Here is an 18732-nt window from a genome sequence, read left to right on the forward strand (position 1 = left end):
TTGTCCGAGCATGATCAATTCCGAAAGCCGGCTTCCACTTTTCGGGAACATGCTTTAGCGCGTCGAATCGTCGTCGTCACGTTCCGCGCTTTTCAAAATCGTCACATGCCCCATCTTGCGGCCCGGTCGGGCATCGGCCTTGCCGTAGACATGCAGGCATGCGCCCGGAACGTCCAAAAAATCGCGCCAGCGGAAAATATCGTCGCCGATCAGATTGATCATCTCGACCGGGCCATGGGCGCGGGCGAGACCGAGCGGAAAGCCGCAGATCGCGCGAATATGCTGCTCGAATTGCGAGGTCGCCGCGCCGTCGAGCGTCCAATGGCCGGAATTATGCACCCTTGGCGCGATCTCATTGACCAGCAGCCTTTTGCCCTCCGGCGTCGAGACCACGAACATTTCCACCGCCAACACCCCGACGTAATCGAGCGCCTCGGCGATCCGCATGGCCTTGTCGCGGGCGCGGACGCGCAGATCGGGGTCGATCGAGGCCGGGACCTCGGTGGTGGCTAGGATGTGGTGCTCATGGGTGTTGAGCCCCACGTCCCAGGCGACGAAATCGCCATCAAGGCCGCGCGCCGCCACCACCGAAACCTCGCAGACGAAGGGCACGAAGCCTTCGAGGATCGAAGGCTGGCCGCCGAGCGAACGGAAAGCGACGGCGAGGTCCGAGCCCTCGCGGACCAGGGTCTGGCCCTTGCCGTCATAGCCGAAGCGCCGGGTCTTCAGGATCGAGGGCCGGCCGATCTGGGCGATGGCGCGGGCGAGCGCCCCGGCGTCGTCGACCTGGGCGAAGGGCGCGACCTCGATGCCGAGGCTGGCGATAAAATTCTTTTCGACCAGCCGGTCCTGGGTCAAGGCGAGAACGGCGGGCGAGGGCCGCACCGGCTTGATCGCGGCGAGAAATTCCGCCGACCAGGCCGGAATATTCTCGAATTCATAGGTGATCACGTCCACGTCGGCGGCGAAGCCGGCGAGCGCCATCTCATTGTCATAGGGCGCGATAGTGGCGGCCGCCGCGATCTCGATCGCCGGATCGTCCTTGCGGTCGGTATAGATATGGCAGGACATGCCGAGGCGGGCCGCCGCGAGCGCGAGCATGCGGCCAAGCTGGCCGCCGCCGACGATGCCGATCCGCGCCCCAGGCGCGAGCGTTGTTGGCGCGAGCGTTGTTTTAGCCATCCTGTTTCGGCCGCTCCGCGACCCCCGCCGTCTGTTTCGCGCGCCAGGCGTCGAGCCGGTCCGCGAGCTTGCCGTCCTCGAGCGCCAGAATGGCGGCGGCGAGCAGCGCCGCATTGATCGCCCCCGCCTTGCCGATCGCCAAAGTCCCGACCGGCACGCCGCCCGGCATCTGAACGATGGAATAAAGCGAATCGACGCCGGACAAGGCCTTGGATTCGACCGGCACCCCCAGGACCGGCAAGGACGTCATGGCGGCGGTCATGCCCGGAAGATGGGCCGCGCCGCCGGCGCCGGCGATGATGACCTTGAACCCGGCGTCGCGCGCGCCCCTGGCGAAATCGACCAGCCGGTCCGGCGTGCGATGGGCCGAGACGATGCGCGCATCCGCCACAATGCCGAGCGAATCGAGAGTTTCCTTGGCGTGGCGCATGGTGGCCCAATCGGACTGGCTGCCCATGATGATCGCGACGGGAGGCTGATTCTTCGACAAGGCTCGAAACTCGGGCGGTTGGGAAGGCGACGGTCTAAAGCGCCACGCCGAAAAGGGAAAGCGCGATTTTGGCGCAAGGCGCGATTTTGGCCAGAATTGCGCGCAAAAGGCGCCGCGGCTCAGGCGATGATGTCGGGCGTGAGCGCGTCTTCGAGGGTGGTGATTCGGTCGCGCAGCATCAGCTTGCGCTTTTTGAGACGCTGCAGCTGAAGACGATCGGTGGCCCCGACCGCCATGAGCGCATCGATCGCGACGTCCAAATCGCGATGTTCCTGGCGTAAACGCTCGACTTCGAAGACGAACTCAGCCCGTTCTTCTTCGCTCAGTTCTCTCGACATCGAAAACCGCTGGGCATTTTCTGGGGCGCCCTCGCGCCGCATGGCGGATTATGGGCGCGACGCGCCCCGAGAGCAAGGCCAAGATGGTTGCGCCGGCATGATTGCCTCAACCATTTGCGGCGGACGCCGAGTATGGCCGCCGCCAGAAAAAAAACGCTATTTCGACAATATTTATGGGCTTGCCATATCGAATCACCTGAGTTACGGGACGCGGTCGCAGAATAATTTTCCCTCTTGCGACTTCCCTCGTTCGTGTCACAATCCTGTCGTTCAAGCATCGATAGGAGTTGCGCATGTCCTTGCAAAGCCATCTCGCCGAACTCGAACGCCGTCATATGGCGCTTCAACGCGAGATCGAGAAGGAAGAGCTCCACCCCGCGACCGACGCGCTCAAACTGCATGAACTCAAGCGGCGTAAATTGCAACTCAAGGACGAAATCAGCAAACTGAAAACCGAAACCGCCAGCGCTACGGTCCATTGACCGCGCCAATTTCGGCAGTTCCAGCCCCCGCCTCACAGCGGGGGCTTTTATTTGCCTTGCGGCTGGGCCGCGCGTCATCGCGGCCTGCCCGGCTCGCTTCCAGGCTCACGCGTCGCGCCATGCTCGCAAAGAGCAAGGCGAGGACAAAGGGCGAAAGCGGCAGAAGGGCGTAAAGCGCCAGCACCCGAGCCACGCCCGGCAGCATATAGGCCGCAAGCAACAAAATTTTCTCATAGGGCAGAAAGCCCGTACGCAAAGCACGCGTCAGCACGACCGCCAGCGGCAGCGCCAGCAAGGTGAAGTCGTAGTCGAGCACGAAAGGCGTCGCCAACAGGGTCGCGACCACGGTCAGCGCGATTTGCATCCGCGCGTCGCCGGTCCGGCGCAGGAGAAAGACCAGAGAGACGGCTGCGGCGAGGCTGACCGGCGCCTGAACGACATAGGCGAGCTGGAACGGCGCGCCCCACAGCCGCAAGGCGGCGAACAGGCTTTGCATCTTGCCGGGCTCGACCAGGCCCTGTTCGAGCGTGGCCCGCGCCAGGGCTGTCTCGGCGAAAAAGGCGCGCCATGCCGCATCCCCAAACACGACATAGGAAAGGCCCGCCAGGGCCAGAGCCGCAACGCCGAAGGCGAAGAACGCCCGCCAGCGTCCGGCGGCCGCCAGGGCGAGTGGAATGAAAATGGCCAATTGGGGCTTGTAGCAGACCGCGCCCAAGAGCAGGCCGGCGAGAACGGGCCGGCGCTCCAGCAAAACCGCCCCGCCCGCGAACAGAGCCGTGGACAGGAAGGCGTTCTGGCCGTGGGTCAGAGTGATCAGAACCGCCGGAAAGGCCAAAATCGGCAAGAGACCGAGGGGTTTGGCGGCGATTTGCCGCAAGGCGAGCACATAGGCGCCCAGAGTCGCGCCGAGCCACAGGACCAGAGCGCCGAAATAAGACAGCGCGCCGAGCGGCAGCACATAGAGGAGAAAGACCGGCGGGTAGAAAAAGGCGTACCAGCCGAAATGGCCGCCGAACGCCGCTCGTTGCGCCGCGAAATGGACGGCGGGGTCATAGACGGAGGCCGGCGCGCCGGACATCGCGAGCCGCGCCGCCGTCCAGAAGCTCACGAAATCGGTGCCGATCGGCTCGCCGCGCGGATCGAGGCCATGCCGCGCGCTGAGCAGCAGCCCGATCAGGCCCAGCGCCTGGACGGCGGCCAGAATGGCCACATAAGCGCGGGCGCGCGAAATATCGAACCATCGCGCCTCGCGCAGCGCGTCGAGCAAGGACCTGAATTTCAAGGCGGCGCCTCCGATGCGCCGCCATTCTCGCCTTGAGGCGTTAAGATTTGCCGGACCTCGAAGGTATTCAAGTTAGAGCGTTTTCCGACCATATTGACGCAATCTGTTCGCTTTCGGAGAGACGATCCGGCAAGCGCGCGCCGAAGAGCGCATTGGGGATGCGGTCGAGGCGCGCGCGACGCCGGGCGTCCGCCGAAAGCGAACCCTTCGGGCCGCGGGCTTTCGCGCCGTCGCGGCGTCGGTCGGCTCGGCCGTGTCCCCGACACGGCCGTCGCCACCCTCCTGGCCACGGCGCGAAATCCCCTCGGCAGATGGCGTCAATATGGTCGGAAAACGCTCTAGTATCGGTATGGTGCGCGAAACCGGTTTCGTTTATGGCGTCTGCGCCATAATAGCGTTCCGGTTTGGGCTCAGACTGGCGTCGGGACTTTCGTCATGAGAATTTTCATCACCGGAACCGCCGGCTTCATCGGTTTTCATCTCGCGCGCCGACTTCTCGCCGAAGGCCATGAGGTTGCCGGCTATGACGGCATGACGCCCTATTACGACCTCAAGTTGAAGCGGGACCGCCACGATCTGCTCACGCGTTTTGAAAAATTCCGCGCCGTCGAGGGCATGCTTGAAGACATGGACAGGCTGCGCGCCGCAGCCGAGTCAGCGCGGCCCGAACTCATCGTCCATCTCGCCGCCCAGGCCGGCGTGCGATACAGCCTCGAAAATCCCCGCGCCTATGTCGAAAGCAATCTGGTCGGCGCGTTCAACGTCCTGGAAATCGCGCGCGAACTGAAGCCGCGCCATCTGATGCTGGCCTCGACCAGTTCCGTCTATGGCGCCAATCCCGACATGCCCTATGCGGAAAACCACAGGACGGACTGGCCGGCGACATTCTATGCGGCGACCAAGAAAGCCAATGAGGCCATGTCGCATTCCTATGCCCATCTGTGGCGGATTCCGACGACCTGTTTCCGCTTCTTCACTGTCTATGGGCCATGGGGGCGCCCTGACATGGCTCTGTTCAAATTCGTCGAGGCGATCGAGCAAGGGCGGCCCATCGACGTCTATGGCCGTGGCGAAATGCAGCGCGACTTCACTTATATCGACGATCTCATCGAGGGAATCCTTCGCCTCTCCGCCTGCATCCCGGGCGAACCGCGGGTTTCGAGCGCGCCCGAGGCGCCGGACAGCCTTTCGCCCGCCGCGCCCTGGCGGGTGGTCAATATCGCCGGGGGCAAAGCGGTCGGCCTGATGGATTTCATCGCGGCGATCGAGAACAGTCTCGGGCGCAAGGCCGTTCTGAACCTGCTGCCGATGCAGCCCGGCGACATGAAAGCGACGTTCGCCGACCATCGCCTGTTGCAGGCCTTGACTGGCTACCGCCCCGCGACTCCGGTGGAGGTCGGCGTCAAGGCCTTCGTGGACTGGTGGAAAAGCCGGGCCTGACCGAAAAGTCAGCCGTCGCGCCCGCCCCGTCCGCCGCGCACGGGCGGGGCGGCGTCGCGAAGCGCGTCGAATGTGCGCGCGCCTTCCTGCGGGTCCATGGGCTCCATCCACGGCGCTTTCGTGAGCGTTGCGCAGGCGTCGTCCAATCCAGCCCGCCACCGCGCCGCCATCGCCTCGCGACCGAAATCGAAGTCCTTGGTCGGACCCTGCGACTCGGCGGGACGATAGATCAGGTTCACAATGTCCATTCTCGTGACACAGCTGAATTCATAAAGCGTTTTCGCGCAGGGCAAAGCGCGAAGCTCTGGCGGCAGATTCTCCCAAAGTTCGTTGATGTTGTGGCGCAGGTCGTGCTCGCGGCGGATCAAGTCCGTCACCGCGCGGGTGCGGCTGGAAAAGCGGATGTCCTTTTCGCGTTCCGCCACCTCGGCGAGATTTTCCGGAACCGGCCCGCGCGCGGGAAAAAGATCGACCTGAAAAATCAGCCGGCTGCGGCGGGGATAATATTCAACGACATAGCGTAGCGGCGTGTTCGAGACGAGACCGCCGTCCCAGTAGAAATCGTCGCCAACCGCGACGGCGGGAAATCCCGGCGGCAAGGCCCCGCTCGCCATCACATGTTCGGGGCCGATCGACATTTCGGCGCTGTCGAAATAAGCGAAATTCCCGGTCGCGACATTGACCGAACCCACCGACAGGCGGGTCTCGCCGCCATTGATCCGGTCGAAATCGACGAGTCTTTCGAGCGTCGAACGCAAGGCGCTGGTGTCATAGAAGCTCGGCGCCTCGCCGAGCCAGAACGACAGCGGCGGGCGCGGCGTGAAAAAGCCGTTCTGCCCGAACATGAGCGCCTTTGCCGGCGCCAGATTCTCATTGATCCCTAGGGGCGCCGGCAGCGCGGGGCAAAAGACCGGCCTGGTCACTTCGGTCCAGAACTGCCGCAGCCGCGCCACCCGGTGCTCGGGCGCATTTCCGGCAATGATGGCGGCGTTGATCGCGCCGATCGAAATACCGGCGACCCAATCCGGCAGATAGTCCGTCGCGGACAGCGCTTCATAAACGCCGGCCTGATAGGAGCCGAGCGCGCCGCCGCCCTGAAGGACGAGGGCGACTTTCTTGTCGTAGGACGCAGGTTTCGAAGGCGACGCGCCGTTCATGCAACCCCCGGATTTTCACGGATCGCCGGATCGCCGATGGAGCCGGCGGGGCGAATCTCTCAGCCGCGGTCCTCGGGCGGCGTCGGCATCGGCAGGATGGAGACGCCGTCTTCCAGCAAAGACCGGGCCTCTTCGAGCGACGCCTGGCCGCGAATGGGCCGCTCCGGCGCCGCGCCGTCGTGAATTCGCCGCGCCTCGCGCGGAAATTCCGCGCCGACATCCACAGTCGCCGCGACGATTTTCGCGTGAAGCTCCCGAACCATCGTGCGCAATTCGCGATCGCCCTCGCCCAGCAGCGCGACATTCTGCTTCGGCGATTTTGCGGGCGCGGCAGGCTCGCCGGGCCCACCGCCGGCGCGCGCCACCGCCGGCGCCATCACCGCCTTGGCGACCTCGGTCCCGTTGCAGTGCGGGCAGGCGACAAGCTTGTTCTCGATCTGGAAATCGAAAGAATCGTTGCTGGCGAACCAGCTTTCGAATTCATGGCCGTTGTCGCAGATGAGGGCGAAGCGGATCATGACGCGCCTCAAGCCGTCAGGAGGGCGTCGAGCTCGCCGTCATGGTCCAGCTCGTAAAGATCGTCGCAGCCGCCAATATGACGGTCGCCGATGAAAATCTGGGGCACGGTATAGCGCCCATTGGCGCGCGCCACCATTTCGGCGCGCCGCGGCGGGTCGTAATCGACCCGGATTTCCTCGAAATTGACGCCCTTCTTGCTGAGCAGCGCCTTCGCGCGCACGCAATAGGGACAAGTCTGGGTGGTGTAAATCTCGATCTTTTTCATCAGCTCCTTCTAATTCGGCCAAGCCGCCCGGGCAATGGAAACATTCGCGCGGGCAATCGGAACATTCATGATTCGCGGACGACGCAGGCGAAGACCAGCGCGTCCACGCGTTTCGCGCCCGCGCGCAGGAGAATGCGGGCGGCGGCGTTGAGCGTCGCGCCGGAGGTCATGACGTCGTCGACAAGGACGATTCTACAGCCCTCGACCTCGATGCGCCGCTCCTCCGGCACAACGAAGGCCCCCTGAATGTTCTGGGCGCGCAGCCGCCGGGTGAGCCCGACCTGCGGCGGCGTCGGCTTCACGCGCAACAGAAGTTCGGTCTCGACCGGCACGGCCGAGACTTTTTCGATCGCCGCGGCGAGCGCCGCCGCCTGGTTGAAGCGGCGCCGCGCCAGCCGCGTCCAATGCAAGGGAATCGGGACGAGCAGGTCGGCGTCGGATAGAAGTTCGGCCCCGGCGCGCGCCATCCACAACCCCATAGGCCCCGCCAGCTCGTCGCGGTCGCCATATTTCAGGCGATGGACGAGCTGGCGCGCCGGCCCCTCCTCGAAACGCGCCACGACCCGCGCGCGCTGGAAAACCGGCGGATCGGCGAACGCGGCGGGCGAGATCGTCCGCCCGCCGGCTTCAGCCGCGAAATCCGCCGCGAAGGGCGTCCCGAGCCGCTCGCAAAAAGGGCGCTCGATGAAGCGCATGGCGCTCCAGCATTGCGGGCACAGCCCGCCATGTTCGGAAACCGCGCGGCGGCAGGCGAGGCAGGCCGGGGGGTAGAGCAGGTCAAGCGTGGCCCCGCCCGCCTTTTTCAAAGCGAGCGCGCCTTCTCTCAACCAGTTTTGCACCTGGAGCGGCGCGGGAATGAGCCGGAACATGGCCCCAGCCTACGCATGAATTCGTCGGCGAGCCAACCAATTCATGCTTGGATTCGTTTGAGTTAGCAGGATTTTATCTGAAAGCCGGCAACCACTTTTCGGGAATCCTGCCTGGCGCTTTTCGGGAGGTTCCGTGACTTTGACCTCAACCCCGCGAGGGCGCATAAGGGCCGGGTGACGACCCCGCCCCTCATCTTCGATCGGCGCCTGTGGCGCCAGCGCCTGACCCGCGCCCTGGGCGCGCAACGCCCCTGCGATTTTCTGGTCGCGCGCGCGGCCGACGACCTCGCCTTCCGCCTTGCGACGATCAGCCGCGCTTTTCCGCGCGCGCTCGACCTCGGCTCGCCCCATCCGGCCATTTTTGGCGCGCTCGCCGCGCCGGGGCGGTTTGTGGCGCGCACGGCGCCGGTCGTCGCGGCGCTCGGCGGCGGCGCCCCCGCGCTCGTCGCCGACGAAGAGGCCCTGCCTTTCGCCCCGCAGAGTTTCGATCTCGTCGTCAGCGCGCTCAATCTGCAATTCGTCAACGACCTGCCCGGCGTTTTTGCGCAGGTTCGCCGCATTCTCGCCCCCGACGGCCTCTTCCTCGCCGCCCTGATCGGCGGCCAGACCCTGGCCGAACTGCGCCTTTGCCTCGTCCAGGCGCAGGAGGAGATCGAAGGCGGAGCAAGCCCGCGAGTCGCGCCCTTCGTCGATCTGCGCGACCTCGGCGGCTTGCTGCAGCGCGCCGGCCTCGCTCTGCCCGTGACCGACAGCGACGCCTTTACGGTGCGCTACGCCAACGCTTTCGAGCTGATGCGCGACCTGCGCGCCATGGGCGCGACCAATGTGCTCGCCGCCGGCGCCCGCCGGCCTTTGCGCCGCGACGTGGCGCTACTCGCCGCCGCGCTTTACGCCGAAAACTTTTCGGACCCCGACGGCCGCATCCGCGCGACCTTCGAAATCGTGTGGGCTTCCGGCTGGGCGCCGCATGAGAGCCAGCAGAAACCGCTCAAGCCCGGCACGGCGCAAACGCCGCTCAGCGCGGTGCTCGGCGACAAGAGTCGAGAAAGCTAAGCTTTTTTCGGCGCCGTCGCGCCAAGCAGCGCCACCAAGGCGATGGCGAGGGACACCGGGACGTTCCATCCCGCCAGCGACAGGCCGAGAATGCGCAGGGCGGGCACGTCGCAGCGCACGATATGGACCTTTTCGAGCTGCGCCCGGAACGCCTCCATCGAGGTCGGCGCGACGTAATTGCCGGTGCAGCCGGCCGGGCCCGGCCAGAACTTCCATTCCACCCCGGCGTGATAGGCGGCAAGGCCCGCGCCAGCGACGAAGATCGCGGCGAGCAGGCCGAGAACCAGCCGCGCGGCAAGCGGCGGCGCGTTGCGGGCCAGAAAATACGCCGCCGCCGCCAGCGGCAGGGCGGCGTAATAGGGATAGCGCTCAATCAGGCACAATTCGCAGGGCTGAAAGCCCAGGGCCTGAAAGGTCCAGGCCCCCGCGAGCGCGGCGGCCGCCGCCGCGAAAACCACGGCTGCGGCGGTCACGGGCTGGAGGGCGGCGCGGAATTTGGCGAAGAGGGTCATGTCACACCAGATGCGCGGCGGCCCAGAAGCCGAAAACGATGATCGCGAACAGGATGATGACGAACCAGGCGAAATGCTTGTCCAGCCAGACCCGCATTTGATCGCCGAAATGATTCATCGCCGCCGCCAGCAGGAAGAAGCGCGCGCCGCGCGTAATCAGCGCCAGCAGGACGAAGAGAGGCAGATTATAGCCGAGCAAACCGCTGACGATGGTGACGAGCTTGAACGGGATCGGCGTGAGGCCCTTCACCAGAATGAAGGCCCAGCCCCAATGGGCGTAAAAGGCGCGAAGCGCATCGATGCGCGAACCATAGCCGTAAAGCTGGATGATGTAATGGCCGAGCGTGTCGTAAAGCGCCGCCCCGATCACATAGCCGAGCACGCCGCCCGCAACCGAGGCGATGGTGCAGACGGCGGCGTAGAACCAGGCCTTTTGCGGCTTGGCCAGCGACATGGGTAAAAGGATGAGATCGGGCGGCAGGGGAAAGAAGGAGCTTTCGGCGAAGGCTATTCCGGCGAGCGCCAGCGTCGAATGCCGGCTTTCCGCCAGCGCCAAGGTCCAGTCATAGAGCCTTCTGAACATAAGAATCCGATCTTTTTGCGCGCGCCGCCTTGGTATACCTTCGCGGGAAAAGGGCCAAGGCGTCTTGCCTACGCTTCAAGTCCTAAAAATGACGGAACCGCCTTCGCGGCGATTGACGGGGCGACGCCGCACGCTATATTTCGCGCCTCTTCCGGCCGCTGCGCCGGAAAAGCCCCTGTGGCGGAATTGGTAGACGCGCTCGACTCAAAATCGAGTTCCGCAAGGAGTGCTGGTTCGATCCCGGCCAGGGGCACCAATGACCCATCCAAGACAGCCCGAAGCCGTCCAAAACGCCTTGAAAAACCTAAGAAGAGCTTGGGTTTTCCGTGCAAAGGCGTCCATCGTCGCGCGCTGGCATCCGCCGCAAATGTTGGTACAATCGTTGGTATCCGCTCTGCGCCAGCCGTGCTCCCCCAACGACAAAACTGGCTTTCGGGCTTTGATCAAATGACTGGCGCAAACGCTGGTCGAACGCGTCGTCTTCGAGCCAACTGGGCCTTATCATCGGGCTTTCGAGCGCGCGCTGGCGCAGGCGGGCCTCCCGCCGGTCGAGGTCAATCCCCGCCAAGCCCGGCGCTTTGCCCAGGCGACAGGCAAACTGGCCAAGACCGACAGACTCGACGCCAGGCTCCTTGCCCGCAGGGGCGCGGTTCATGACCCCTGAGTCGGAGAAACCGACACGGCGTTCCAGAAACGTGGCGTCGCCGCAAGCATTGAGCCATGCAGGCCGTTGCGAGCCTTGACGCCAACGGTCACGTAACGGTTCAAGAATGAGTAGATTCCGAGCCTGCTCCCGCGATTGCCCAACGTATAGGCTTGGCGCATGAGGTGAAACATGCGCCCTTTTCCTGCGTCTTCGAGCGAGGAGTAGACAACAATCATGAAAATCGCCCAGATAGCCCCGCTAATCGAAAGCGTCCCTCCTCGTCTTTATGGCGGCACGGAGCGGGTTGTTTTTTACCTCACCGAAGAACTCGTTAAGCTGGGCCATGACGTCACTCTGTTCGCAAGCGGAGATTCTCTGACTTCAGCCAATCTCGTTCCTTGCGTACCGGTGGCGCTGCGGCTCGACAAGCAAGTTCATGACACGATTCCATACTACATGCTCATGCTCGACCGCGTGCGGCAGCAGGCCCATAAATTCGATATCCTCCATTTTCACATCGACTTTTTCCACTTCCCGTTGTTTCGTTCGATCGCGCGGCGCACGGTGACCACTTTGCATGGGAGACAGGATCTTCCGGATTTACCACCCTTCTACAGAGCCTTTGACGACATGCCGTTGGTGTCGATTTCAGACGCGCAACGATTGCCCCTTCCGAAGGTCAACTTCGCCGCGACGATTTTCCATGGTTTGCCATTACAATTGCACCGTCCGACCTTCGATCCGCGCGGAGGTTATCTAGCGTTTCTGGGACGCATCTCGCCAGAAAAAGGGCCTGAGCAGGCTATTCAGATCGCTCGAACATTGGGGATTCCCCTCAAGATTGCGGCAAAGGTCGACAAAGTTGACGAAGGGTACTTTCGCGAGTGCGTCGCTCCATTGCTCAACGGCCCGGGGGTCGAGTTTATTGGCGAGATCGACGAGCGGCAAAAAACTCAATTTCTCGGGGAGGCTCTCGCCCTTCTTTTTCCGATTGACTGGCCTGAACCTTTCGGCTTGACGGTGATCGAAGCGATGGCCTGCGGAACTCCGGTGCTGGCGTTCCGAAGGGGGTCCGTCCCTGAGATTATCGATGACGGCGTCACCGGCGTGATTGTCGATGGCATGGAGCAGGCAGCCGCCGCTCTGCCCCGGGTTTTGGTGCTGGACCGCCGCGCCGTCCGTAGGCGTTTCGAGGAGCGCTTTTCGGCCACATTAATGGCGAAGAACTACGTGAGCCTATATCGTTCGTTGTTGATGAACGTTCCTGCGGTCGTTCTTGATGAAAAAGGCGACGCTGGCGCACCGCGAAGACTTAAATACTCACCGGGGCCCGCAAATTGAAAGAGGCCGTGTCGCCATCGACCATCGACTCGATAGATCCGGCGGCGCCGGAAGCCGATTTTTATATTCCCGCGACCGGCCCAACGCGACTTAGGCGCAATTTGAAGCATGACGACACCTTTGCCGTGGTTGACAGTCATGGCGACATCGGAGCCAGCGCCGGTGACTCCGATGGAATCTTTCTCGCCGATACCCGATACCTCTCGTGGTTTGAATTCCTGCTCAACGGCATGCAACTACTGCTGCTTGGCTCAAATATGCGTGATGACAATTCGGTCCTCACTGTCGATTTGACGAACCCCGACATCTACTTCGAGAACAAGCTTGTTTTGCATAAAGATGTTTTACACATCGTGCGGACTTTGTTCTTATGGCGTGGAACCGCCTATCAGCGGTTTGGCATTCAAAATCATGGCGACCAGACTGTCTCGTTGAGACTGTCGTTTGCCTTCGGTAGCGATTTTGCCGACATTTTCGAAGTGCGGGGCATTCGACGCGAGCATCGTGGCGTTGCGGCTGCTCGCGTGATTGATGAGAAAAATGTCCTGTTGAGCTATGAGGGGCTCGATGGTCGCGTGCGCACCAGCGCTCTGAATTTCGATCCTCCACCCACCGAACTTACCTCCAGCGTTGCGTCCTACGCAATCGACTTAGAGCCCGGGCAGCGACAATCGCTGTTCGCTACCGTCGGCTGCGATGGCTCAGGAAGAACGCCGCCTGCTCCTTTCCTGAGGGGACTGGTCTCGGCGGCTCGCGCAACGAAAGACGCGACCGCAAATACGGCCACTGTGGAAACCTCCAACGACCTGTTCAATCAGATCTTATGCCGCTCGATGGCCGATTTGCGAATGCTGACAACGGAAACCGCACAGGGGCCTTATCCTTATGCGGGCATACCGTGGTATTCGACGACCTTTGGCCGTGACGGCATCATCACCGCAATCCAGATGCTGTGGTGTGATCCCAGCATTGCTCGTGGCGTGCTGAAGCGGCTCGCAGCCTATCAGGCAAAGAGCTTCGACCCGATCAGCGACGCGGAGCCGGGAAAAATTCTGCACGAGATGCGGTCGGGCGAAATGGCCATCCTGCGCGAGGTGCCGTTTGGGTTATATTATGGAAGCGTAGATTCGACGCCGCTTTTTGTCATGCTCGCGGGGCTCTATTTCGAGCGCACGGGCGACGGCGATACGATCTTGGAATTGTGGCCGCAAATAGAAGCTGCTCTGGCGTGGATCGATGGACCGGGCGATGCCGATTGCGACGGATTTGTTGAATATCATCGTCAAACCGAACAGGGGCTCGCCAATCAGGGTTGGAAGGACTCCCATGACGCCGTCTTCCATGCCGACGGGCAATTGGCGAAGGGACCGATCGCGCTCGCGGAAGTGCAGGGCTATGTATTCATGGCCAAGCAACTCGCCGCTCGCGTAGCGCGACGCTTGGGAAATCATGCCCTCGCTGATGCGCTCGATAGACAAGCGATCGAGCTTGCTGTCCGTTTTGAGGAAGCCTTCTGGTGTCCGGAAATAGGAACCTATGCGCTTGCGCTCGATGGAGCGAAGAAACAATGCAAAATCCGAACATCGAATGCCGGGCAGGTTCTCTTCACGGGCATCGCCTCACGCGCCCGCGCGGTCGCAGTGGCCGAATGCCTTATGCGCCCAAGCTTTTTTTCCGGGTGGGGAATTCGCACACTATCGCAGGAAGAACGGCGCTACAATCCCATGTCCTATCACAACGGCTCGGTGTGGCCGCATGACAACGCCATGATTGCGCTTGGCTTCGCGCGCAATGGCTTGCCGCGCCCCATCGAGCGCGTGTTCAAGGGCATGTTCAACGCGGCGACTTACATGGACATCAGCCGCCTGCCGGAGTTGTTTTGCGGCTTCCAGCGCCGGCGTGGGCGCGGTCCGACGCTGTATCCTGTCGCTTGCGCGCCGCAAGCGTGGGCCGCGGCGACGCCCTTCGCGCTGCTTCAGGCGTCGCTCGGGCTCAGCTTCAATCCCGAGATGAACGAAATCCGGCTGATGAATCCCCGGCTCCCGTCATTCCTTGACGAAGTCATCTTGCGTCAGCTTCGTCTTGGAAATTCCAGCGTCGATCTCGCCATCGGTCGTCACGACGAAGAAGTCTCCCTGCGCGTGCTGCGACGGGAAGGACAGCTTCGTGTGACTGCTGTTCACACGTAGGCCGCCCCATCAAATCGAATGGCGGCGCATGTTTTGGGGAATCGGCGTGAAAGTGTTGCAAGCGTCATGATCGCTTCCAAATCAACAAAGGCATGGCCAGACTCGCCGCCAGCGCTGACCGCGGGCATTTTCGATGTGGACGGCGTCCTGCTCGCATCCCCGCATGAGCGCGCCTGGCGCGAAGCGTTGCAAGGTTTTGCCGATCCCGAAAATTTCACCTCCGCGATGTATCAGGCTCATGTGGCGGGCAAACCGCGTCTCAGCGGCGCCCTTGCGGCCCTGGAGGCATTGGGTGTGCCGGACGCCGGGCGGCAGGCGGCGGTCTATGCCGAGCGCAAGCAGAAGCGGCTGGAGGAACTGATCGAAGCCGGGACAGTCATGGCCTTTCCCGACGCGCTCCGCCTCGTTCGGGCGCTCCATACGCTGGGTTGGCCTATGGCGGTCGCATCCTCCTCACGCAACGCCAACCAGATGATGAGGGTGATCCGCCTCGATTCCGGTCAAAGCCTGCTCGACGCCTTCGGCGTCAATGTCTGCGGACGTGATTTACGTGAAGGCAAGCCCAACCCGGCGATCTTCCTGCTCGCTGCCGAGGAGTTAGGAATAGAGCCCGAACACTGCTTCGTGGTCGAGGACGCGCCGGCGGGCATTGAGGCGGCTCGGGCCGGCGGGATGACGGCGCTCGGCGTGGCCCGCCGTGGAGACGCAGCTCTTTTGTGGGCGGCAGGGGCAAATCTCGTGGTGACGAGCCTGGATGAAATCGCAATAAATGAACTGGCGGACCAGCGCCTCTGCCTGCGGCCAAATTGATCGGATCGGACTCGATGGAACGCGCGCTGAAGCCAACCTTCGACCCCGCTTGGGTTCTCGTCGCGAACGGTTATGATCTGCTTCGTGAGGGCAACCTCGAATCGCGCTTCGCCATCAGCAACGGTTTTTTAGGCGTAAGGGGCTCACGAGCGGCGACTCGGGGGGGCCACTGGATCGTTCCGCCGCGCACTTATGTGGCTGGGCTGTTCGACACGCCCGGCGCCGAGGGAGCAACGCCAGGGCTTATCCCGGCCGCCGACTGGCTGCACGTCCACATCTTGCTGCCCAACGGAGCATTGGTGCATCACCCGGGTGACGTGTCGTCGCATCGCACGACGCTCGACGTGAGGCGGGGCGTATTGTTCACGGAATTCGGCCAGCTAAAGCCACCTGACGTGGGCATGCGTGTGCGCACGGCGCGCCTTGTCTCATTGAACGAACGCGCGGTTGGGATACAATTGATCCGAATGGAGATCGAGGAAGGAGAGGTCGAGGTCACGCTCGAAGCCTCCTTCGAAGGGTTGAACCTCGGGCTCGTGCCCGAGAGGCTCGAGCAGGATCTTGGCGTATGGCGCACTTTGCGCTCCGGCAAGAGACTCGCCATGGCGACGGCCGCGTTCCTGCAGGTCGATGGCCACGACCTTCCGCCGACCCCGCTGGGTCAATTAAAATGTTCCTGGAGCTGGAAATCCCGTCCCGGGCAGGTCGTGTGTTTCGAACGCTTCGTCGCCGTGGTGCGGAGTGACGCCCAAGGTCTCGACCCTGGCGGCGGAGCGCGCCATAAGATCGACGTTGCGCGACAACTTGGCTGGCGACGCGCAATCGATGAGCACGAGGCGGCCTGGGCAAACCGCTGGCGATGCAGTCAGGTCGAGGTCGACGGCGACGCCGCTGCACAGAAAGCGTTGCGGTTCGCTATCTACCATCTGAACAGCGCGGCCAACCCCGCCGACGAGCATGTGTCAATTGGCGCGCGCGCGCTGACCGGCGACGACTATCGCGGGCATGTGTTCTGGGACACGGAAATCTTTCTGCTGCCCTTTTTCATCCTGACTTGGCCAGAGGCGGCCCGGGCGCTGCTCATGTATCGCTTTCACACGCTCGATGCGGCGCGGACAAAAGCCGCTGGGATGGGCTGGCGCGGCGCCTTATACGCATGGGAATCCACGGACACCGGCATTGAGACGACGCCTGAACATGCGATCGCTCCGGATCGTCAGATCATCGACATCCTATGCGGCAAGCAGGAGCAGCACATCAGCGCGGACATCGCCTACGCGGTCTGGCAATACTGGCAGGCGACCGGGGATGATGCGTTCTTGCGCGACGCAGGCGCCGAGATCCTCATCGAGACTGGCCGGTTTTGGTCCAGCCGCGCTCGACTGGAGGCGGACGGACGCCACCATATTCGAGGCGTCATCGGACCGGACGAGTATCACGTGCATATCGACGACAACGCCTTCACCAACGTCATGGCGCGCTGGAACATCCGGCGCGCCCTTGATGTGGCGACATTGTTGCGTGAGCGTTGGCCAAAGCTATGGACAAGTCTCTCAAGCCGGCTCGGGCTAGACGACGCCGAACTCGAGCAGTGGCGGAAGGTCGCGGAAACCATGGCGACCGGCTTCGATGCTAAATCCGGACTGTTCGAGCAGTTCGCGGGCTTCTTCACGCTCGAAGAGATTGATCTCTCCGCCTACGCAGGTCGCTCCGTGCCAATGGACGTGGTGCTTGGGCGGGAACGGACGCGGCAATCCCAGGTGATCAAACAGGCCGATGTTGTCGCGCTTCTGGGGCTGTTGCCGGAGGAGTTCGGTGGCGAGACCGCGGCGAAGAATTTCCTTTACTACGAGGCTCGCTGCGACCACGGCAGCTCGCTGAGCCCCGCCATGCATGGGATGGTCGCAGCCCGGCTGGGATTCTCCGACGTGGCGTTATGTTATTTTCGGCAGACCGCGGCAATCGATCTCGCGGATACCCATGCGGCGATTGGTGGTGGCGTGCACATTGCGGCTCTGGGCGGGGTCTGGCTGATGGCGGTTTTTGGTTTTGCAGGAATTTCCTTGCAAAATGACAGCGTAGCCGTCGATCCGAAGCTACCGACGGATTGGCGCAGCCTCGGTTTCCGCCTTCAGTGGCGCGGCCGCCACCTCAAGATGAGCATCGATCAAACCGAGCAGCACGTTGAAGCGACGCTAGAAGCGGGGGAGCCGATGATGCTAGTCGTAAGCAATGAGCGGCAAGAGCTCTGCCTTGGCAAGACACTCCGGGTTGGTATAGCGAAATAGGACGTCTTGAGCGCGCCGTCTTCACCCCTGACTGGATCAGCGGCTCGGCACGGCGTCGGATGTCAGCGGCGGCGGAAAAATGCAGCTATTGCTGATTCCGACGAAGGCGCCCCGGTATAACGAGATGATGCCGCCCAGGTCGCGAGACACGATGGCCGATGGCTTTTTGTCACTGGTGACAGGGGGGCAAGAGTTGGGAACTTGTTTTGTTCGGGTCGCAGTAGGGACCTGGGTTTCCCGACGCCCCCTGAGCCATCGCCGCCCCCCTGTGCGTCGCTCTCACGCCCACAGCGCCGCCCATCCTTCCTGCTGATTCCGCGAGGAACTGACCCAGCTCTTTCACCGAGAAAAGACAGTCACTCTCTGCCCTTTAAGGCGCGCAATTGTCGGCGGCGGGGCAAGTGCTTGCATTCGCCATCGTTCACACCAATTCAGGGACATGTTTTCCGTATAATTTCCGTACGGATCGGAAATCAGACCCAATATCCAGTCTAACTATTGGATTTCCTTGGCGCTCCCTAGGGGACTCGAACCCCTGTTTTCGCCGTGAGAGGGCGACGTCCTGGACCGCTAGACGAAGGGAGCAGCGGAGGGAATCGTTCTATATCGGGGAGCGGTCTTCGCCGCAAGCCTTTGCTGGCGACAAGTTCGCGCGGCCCGAGGGCGTCAGCAGGCCGTTGAGCAGAAGTTCGATATGGCAGACGATATAGGCGTCCTCGTTCAATTCGAGGCTGCCGCCGAAGATCAGCCGCATCAGGGTCAAAAAGACCGAGGGCGCGACCACGATTTCCGCGCCATGTTTCGCGACTTCGGGACGAAATTCTCCGCTCGCGGCGCCGGCCGCGAGCAGTTCGGAGACCATGCGCATCGCCGGCGCGAAAAAGTCGCGGTGATGGCGCTCGACCAACTGGGGGAAACTCTTGCCGTCGGACACCATGAGCCGAATGATCTCGCGCCCGTAACGATCGCGCGCGCAGCGCCCGTACATGAATTCGAGAAAGGCGCGCAGTTTCTCCGCAGAGCCGCCTTGCGCCGACGCAAGCATCGCGCCGGCGTCCGCCAGCATGTCCCGCGAATAATGGTCCACCATTTCCTCGAACAGGCGCTCCTTGGTTGGGAAATAGAAATAGATCGCGCCCTTGGTCACCCCGGCGCGGGCCGCGACATCCTCCATCCGCGTCGCCGCAAAGCCGCGCTCGGCAAAGGCGTCGAACGCCGCCTCGAGAATTTCCCCCGGCCGCTGCGCCTTGCGGCGCGCCCGTTCTTTCATCTCCGACTCCTCGCGT

Annotated in this window: 20 protein-coding genes and 2 tRNA genes; 9 read left to right on the forward strand and 13 right to left on the reverse strand. The window is 62.8% G+C overall.

Annotated features, from left to right (window positions below; genetic code table 11):
• Positions 1–54: 54 nt before the first annotated feature.
• The 3 genes from K2U94_RS18410 to K2U94_RS18420 all read right to left on the reverse strand — a co-directional run bounded on the left by K2U94_RS18410 (position 55) and on the right by K2U94_RS18420 (position 2010).
• A complete protein-coding gene (locus K2U94_RS18410; protein ID WP_243068609.1) occupies positions 55–1182 on the reverse strand; it encodes a 5-(carboxyamino)imidazole ribonucleotide synthase in 1128 nt (375 codons plus the stop codon).
• A complete protein-coding gene (gene purE / locus K2U94_RS18415; protein WP_425332559.1) occupies positions 1175–1639 on the reverse strand; it encodes a 5-(carboxyamino)imidazole ribonucleotide mutase in 465 nt (154 codons plus the stop codon). The genes K2U94_RS18410 and purE overlap by 8 nt, the downstream gene beginning before the upstream one ends.
• Positions 1640–1791: 152 nt before the next feature.
• Positions 1792–2010 (reverse strand): YdcH family protein, encoded by a 219-nt coding sequence (locus tag K2U94_RS18420; protein WP_243068915.1) that lies wholly within the window; start codon positions 2008–2010, stop codon positions 1792–1794.
• Positions 2011–2303: 293 nt separating this feature from the next.
• On the opposite strand from K2U94_RS18420, the gene K2U94_RS18425 reads away from it, so the two are divergent.
• The gene (locus K2U94_RS18425; RefSeq protein WP_243068611.1) at positions 2304–2492 is read left to right on the forward strand and encodes a YdcH family protein; all 189 of its coding nucleotides are present in this window, start codon (positions 2304–2306) and stop codon (positions 2490–2492) included.
• Here K2U94_RS18425 and K2U94_RS18430 read toward each other — a convergent pair.
• Positions 2479–3774 carry a glycosyltransferase family 87 protein gene (locus K2U94_RS18430; RefSeq protein WP_243068612.1) on the reverse strand — a complete coding sequence of 432 codons (1296 nt, stop codon included), beginning with the start codon at positions 3772–3774 and terminating at the stop codon, positions 2479–2481. The two genes, K2U94_RS18425 and K2U94_RS18430, sit on opposite strands and share 14 nt — an antisense overlap.
• A 435-nt stretch (positions 3775–4209) precedes the next feature.
• On the opposite strand from K2U94_RS18430, the gene K2U94_RS18435 reads away from it, so the two are divergent.
• Positions 4210–5214, forward strand: coding sequence for an NAD-dependent epimerase/dehydratase family protein (locus K2U94_RS18435; RefSeq protein ID WP_243068613.1), 1005 nt, complete (start codon positions 4210–4212; stop codon positions 5212–5214).
• 8 nt (positions 5215–5222) lie between these two features.
• Here K2U94_RS18435 and K2U94_RS18440 read toward each other — a convergent pair whose 3' ends face one another.
• The 4 genes from K2U94_RS18440 to K2U94_RS18455 all read right to left on the reverse strand — a co-directional run bounded on the left by K2U94_RS18440 (position 5223) and on the right by K2U94_RS18455 (position 8024).
• The gene (locus K2U94_RS18440) at positions 5223–6371 is read right to left on the reverse strand and encodes a DUF3734 domain-containing protein (protein WP_243068614.1); all 1149 of its coding nucleotides are present in this window, start codon (positions 6369–6371) and stop codon (positions 5223–5225) included.
• 59 nt (positions 6372–6430) lie between these two features.
• Positions 6431–6889, reverse strand: a complete 459-nt coding sequence (locus tag K2U94_RS18445) for a DUF1178 family protein (RefSeq protein WP_243068615.1) — start codon at positions 6887–6889, stop codon at positions 6431–6433.
• 8 nt (positions 6890–6897) lie between these two features.
• A complete protein-coding gene (gene grxC / locus K2U94_RS18450; RefSeq protein ID WP_243068616.1) occupies positions 6898–7155 on the reverse strand; it encodes a glutaredoxin 3 in 258 nt (85 codons plus the stop codon).
• A gap of 65 nt (positions 7156–7220) precedes the next feature.
• Entirely contained in the window at positions 7221–8024 is an 804-nt protein-coding gene (locus K2U94_RS18455; RefSeq protein ID WP_243068617.1) for a ComF family protein, read from the reverse strand.
• Positions 8025–8198: 174 nt separating this feature from the next.
• Here K2U94_RS18455 and K2U94_RS18460 point away from each other — a divergent pair, with 174 nt between their 5' ends.
• Positions 8199–9077: a methyltransferase domain-containing protein gene (locus K2U94_RS18460; protein ID WP_243068618.1), complete on the forward strand. Its 879-nt coding sequence runs from the start codon at positions 8199–8201 to the stop codon at positions 9075–9077.
• Here the strand turns inward: K2U94_RS18460 and K2U94_RS18465 are convergent.
• Both K2U94_RS18465 and K2U94_RS18470 read right to left on the reverse strand, forming a co-directional pair.
• Positions 9074–9589 (reverse strand): disulfide bond formation protein B, encoded by a 516-nt coding sequence (locus tag K2U94_RS18465; protein ID WP_243068619.1) that lies wholly within the window; start codon positions 9587–9589, stop codon positions 9074–9076. The two genes, K2U94_RS18460 and K2U94_RS18465, sit on opposite strands and share 4 nt — an antisense overlap.
• Position 9590: 1 nt before the next feature.
• Positions 9591–10172: a YqaA family protein gene (locus K2U94_RS18470; protein WP_243068620.1), complete on the reverse strand. Its 582-nt coding sequence runs from the start codon at positions 10170–10172 to the stop codon at positions 9591–9593.
• Positions 10173–10343: 171 nt separating this feature from the next.
• Here K2U94_RS18470 and K2U94_RS18475 point away from each other — a divergent pair.
• Both K2U94_RS18475 and K2U94_RS18480 read left to right on the forward strand, forming a co-directional pair.
• A tRNA-Leu gene (locus K2U94_RS18475) sits at positions 10344–10428 on the forward strand.
• A gap of 207 nt (positions 10429–10635) precedes the next feature.
• Positions 10636–10836 (forward strand): IS110 family transposase, encoded by a 201-nt coding sequence (locus K2U94_RS18480; protein WP_425332560.1) that lies wholly within the window; start codon positions 10636–10638, stop codon positions 10834–10836.
• On the opposite strand, the gene K2U94_RS18485 is transcribed toward K2U94_RS18480, so the two are convergent.
• Positions 10824–11054, reverse strand: a complete 231-nt coding sequence (locus K2U94_RS18485) for a hypothetical protein (protein WP_243068621.1) — start codon at positions 11052–11054, stop codon at positions 10824–10826. The two genes, K2U94_RS18480 and K2U94_RS18485, sit on opposite strands and share 13 nt — an antisense overlap.
• On the opposite strand from K2U94_RS18485, the gene K2U94_RS18490 reads away from it, so the two are divergent.
• From K2U94_RS18490 to K2U94_RS18505, 4 genes are all read left to right on the forward strand, one after another.
• Positions 11053–12159 carry a glycosyltransferase family 4 protein gene (locus K2U94_RS18490; RefSeq protein WP_243068622.1) on the forward strand — a complete coding sequence of 369 codons (1107 nt, stop codon included), beginning with the start codon at positions 11053–11055 and terminating at the stop codon, positions 12157–12159. The genes K2U94_RS18485 and K2U94_RS18490 overlap by 2 nt on opposite strands.
• The gene (locus tag K2U94_RS18495; protein WP_252393685.1) at positions 12156–14348 is read left to right on the forward strand and encodes an amylo-alpha-1,6-glucosidase; all 2193 of its coding nucleotides are present in this window, start codon (positions 12156–12158) and stop codon (positions 14346–14348) included. Before K2U94_RS18490 ends, K2U94_RS18495 begins: the two co-directional genes overlap by 4 nt.
• Positions 14349–14414: 66 nt before the next feature.
• Positions 14415–15158, forward strand: coding sequence for an HAD family hydrolase (locus tag K2U94_RS18500; protein WP_243068623.1), 744 nt, complete (start codon positions 14415–14417; stop codon positions 15156–15158).
• Between the two features lie 14 nt (positions 15159–15172).
• Positions 15173–17446, forward strand: a complete 2274-nt coding sequence (locus K2U94_RS18505) for a glycoside hydrolase family 65 protein (RefSeq protein ID WP_243068624.1) — start codon at positions 15173–15175, stop codon at positions 17444–17446.
• 509 nt (positions 17447–17955) lie between these two features.
• Here K2U94_RS18505 and K2U94_RS18510 read toward each other — a convergent pair.
• Together K2U94_RS18510 and K2U94_RS18515 are read right to left on the reverse strand one after the other, a co-directional pair.
• Positions 17956–18031, reverse strand: a tRNA-Glu gene (locus K2U94_RS18510).
• Positions 18032–18047: 16 nt separating this feature from the next.
• Positions 18048–18716: a TetR/AcrR family transcriptional regulator gene (locus K2U94_RS18515; RefSeq protein ID WP_243068625.1), complete on the reverse strand. Its 669-nt coding sequence runs from the start codon at positions 18714–18716 to the stop codon at positions 18048–18050.
• Between the last annotated feature and the right edge of the window lie 16 nt (positions 18717–18732).

It is taken from the genome of Candidatus Rhodoblastus alkanivorans (genome assembly GCF_022760755.1).
GTDB lineage: Bacteria > Pseudomonadota > Alphaproteobacteria > Rhizobiales > Beijerinckiaceae > Rhodoblastus > Rhodoblastus alkanivorans.

What these genes read in the sequence shown, in the direction of transcription:
- K2U94_RS18515 (WP_243068625.1), bottom strand. Translation starts at nt 18,716, where the DNA reads ATGAAAGAACGGGCGCGCCGCAAGGCGCAGCGGCCGGGGGAAATTCTC.
- K2U94_RS18440 (WP_243068614.1), bottom strand. Translation starts at nt 6,371, where the DNA reads ATGAACGGCGCGTCGCCTTCGAAACCTGCGTCCTACGACAAGAAAGTC.
- K2U94_RS18500 (WP_243068623.1), top strand. Translation starts at nt 14,415, where the DNA reads ATGATCGCTTCCAAATCAACAAAGGCATGGCCAGACTCGCCGCCAGCG.
- K2U94_RS18445 (WP_243068615.1), bottom strand. Translation starts at nt 6,889, where the DNA reads ATGATCCGCTTCGCCCTCATCTGCGACAACGGCCATGAATTCGAAAGC.
- K2U94_RS18435 (WP_243068613.1), top strand. Translation starts at nt 4,210, where the DNA reads ATGAGAATTTTCATCACCGGAACCGCCGGCTTCATCGGTTTTCATCTC.
- purE (WP_425332559.1), bottom strand. Translation starts at nt 1,639, where the DNA reads ATGGGCAGCCAGTCCGATTGGGCCACCATGCGCCACGCCAAGGAAACT.
- K2U94_RS18455 (WP_243068617.1), bottom strand. Translation starts at nt 8,024, where the DNA reads ATGTTCCGGCTCATTCCCGCGCCGCTCCAGGTGCAAAACTGGTTGAGA.
- grxC (WP_243068616.1), bottom strand. Translation starts at nt 7,155, where the DNA reads ATGAAAAAGATCGAGATTTACACCACCCAGACTTGTCCCTATTGCGTG.
- K2U94_RS18470 (WP_243068620.1), bottom strand. Translation starts at nt 10,172, where the DNA reads ATGTTCAGAAGGCTCTATGACTGGACCTTGGCGCTGGCGGAAAGCCGG.
- K2U94_RS18410 (WP_243068609.1), bottom strand. Translation starts at nt 1,182, where the DNA reads ATGGCTAAAACAACGCTCGCGCCAACAACGCTCGCGCCTGGGGCGCGG.
- K2U94_RS18505 (WP_243068624.1), top strand. Translation starts at nt 15,173, where the DNA reads ATGGAACGCGCGCTGAAGCCAACCTTCGACCCCGCTTGGGTTCTCGTC.
- K2U94_RS18490 (WP_243068622.1), top strand. Translation starts at nt 11,053, where the DNA reads ATGAAAATCGCCCAGATAGCCCCGCTAATCGAAAGCGTCCCTCCTCGT.
- K2U94_RS18425 (WP_243068611.1), top strand. Translation starts at nt 2,304, where the DNA reads ATGTCCTTGCAAAGCCATCTCGCCGAACTCGAACGCCGTCATATGGCG.
- K2U94_RS18420 (WP_243068915.1), bottom strand. Translation starts at nt 2,010, where the DNA reads ATGTCGAGAGAACTGAGCGAAGAAGAACGGGCTGAGTTCGTCTTCGAA.
- K2U94_RS18485 (WP_243068621.1), bottom strand. Translation starts at nt 11,054, where the DNA reads ATGATTGTTGTCTACTCCTCGCTCGAAGACGCAGGAAAAGGGCGCATG.
- K2U94_RS18465 (WP_243068619.1), bottom strand. Translation starts at nt 9,589, where the DNA reads ATGACCCTCTTCGCCAAATTCCGCGCCGCCCTCCAGCCCGTGACCGCC.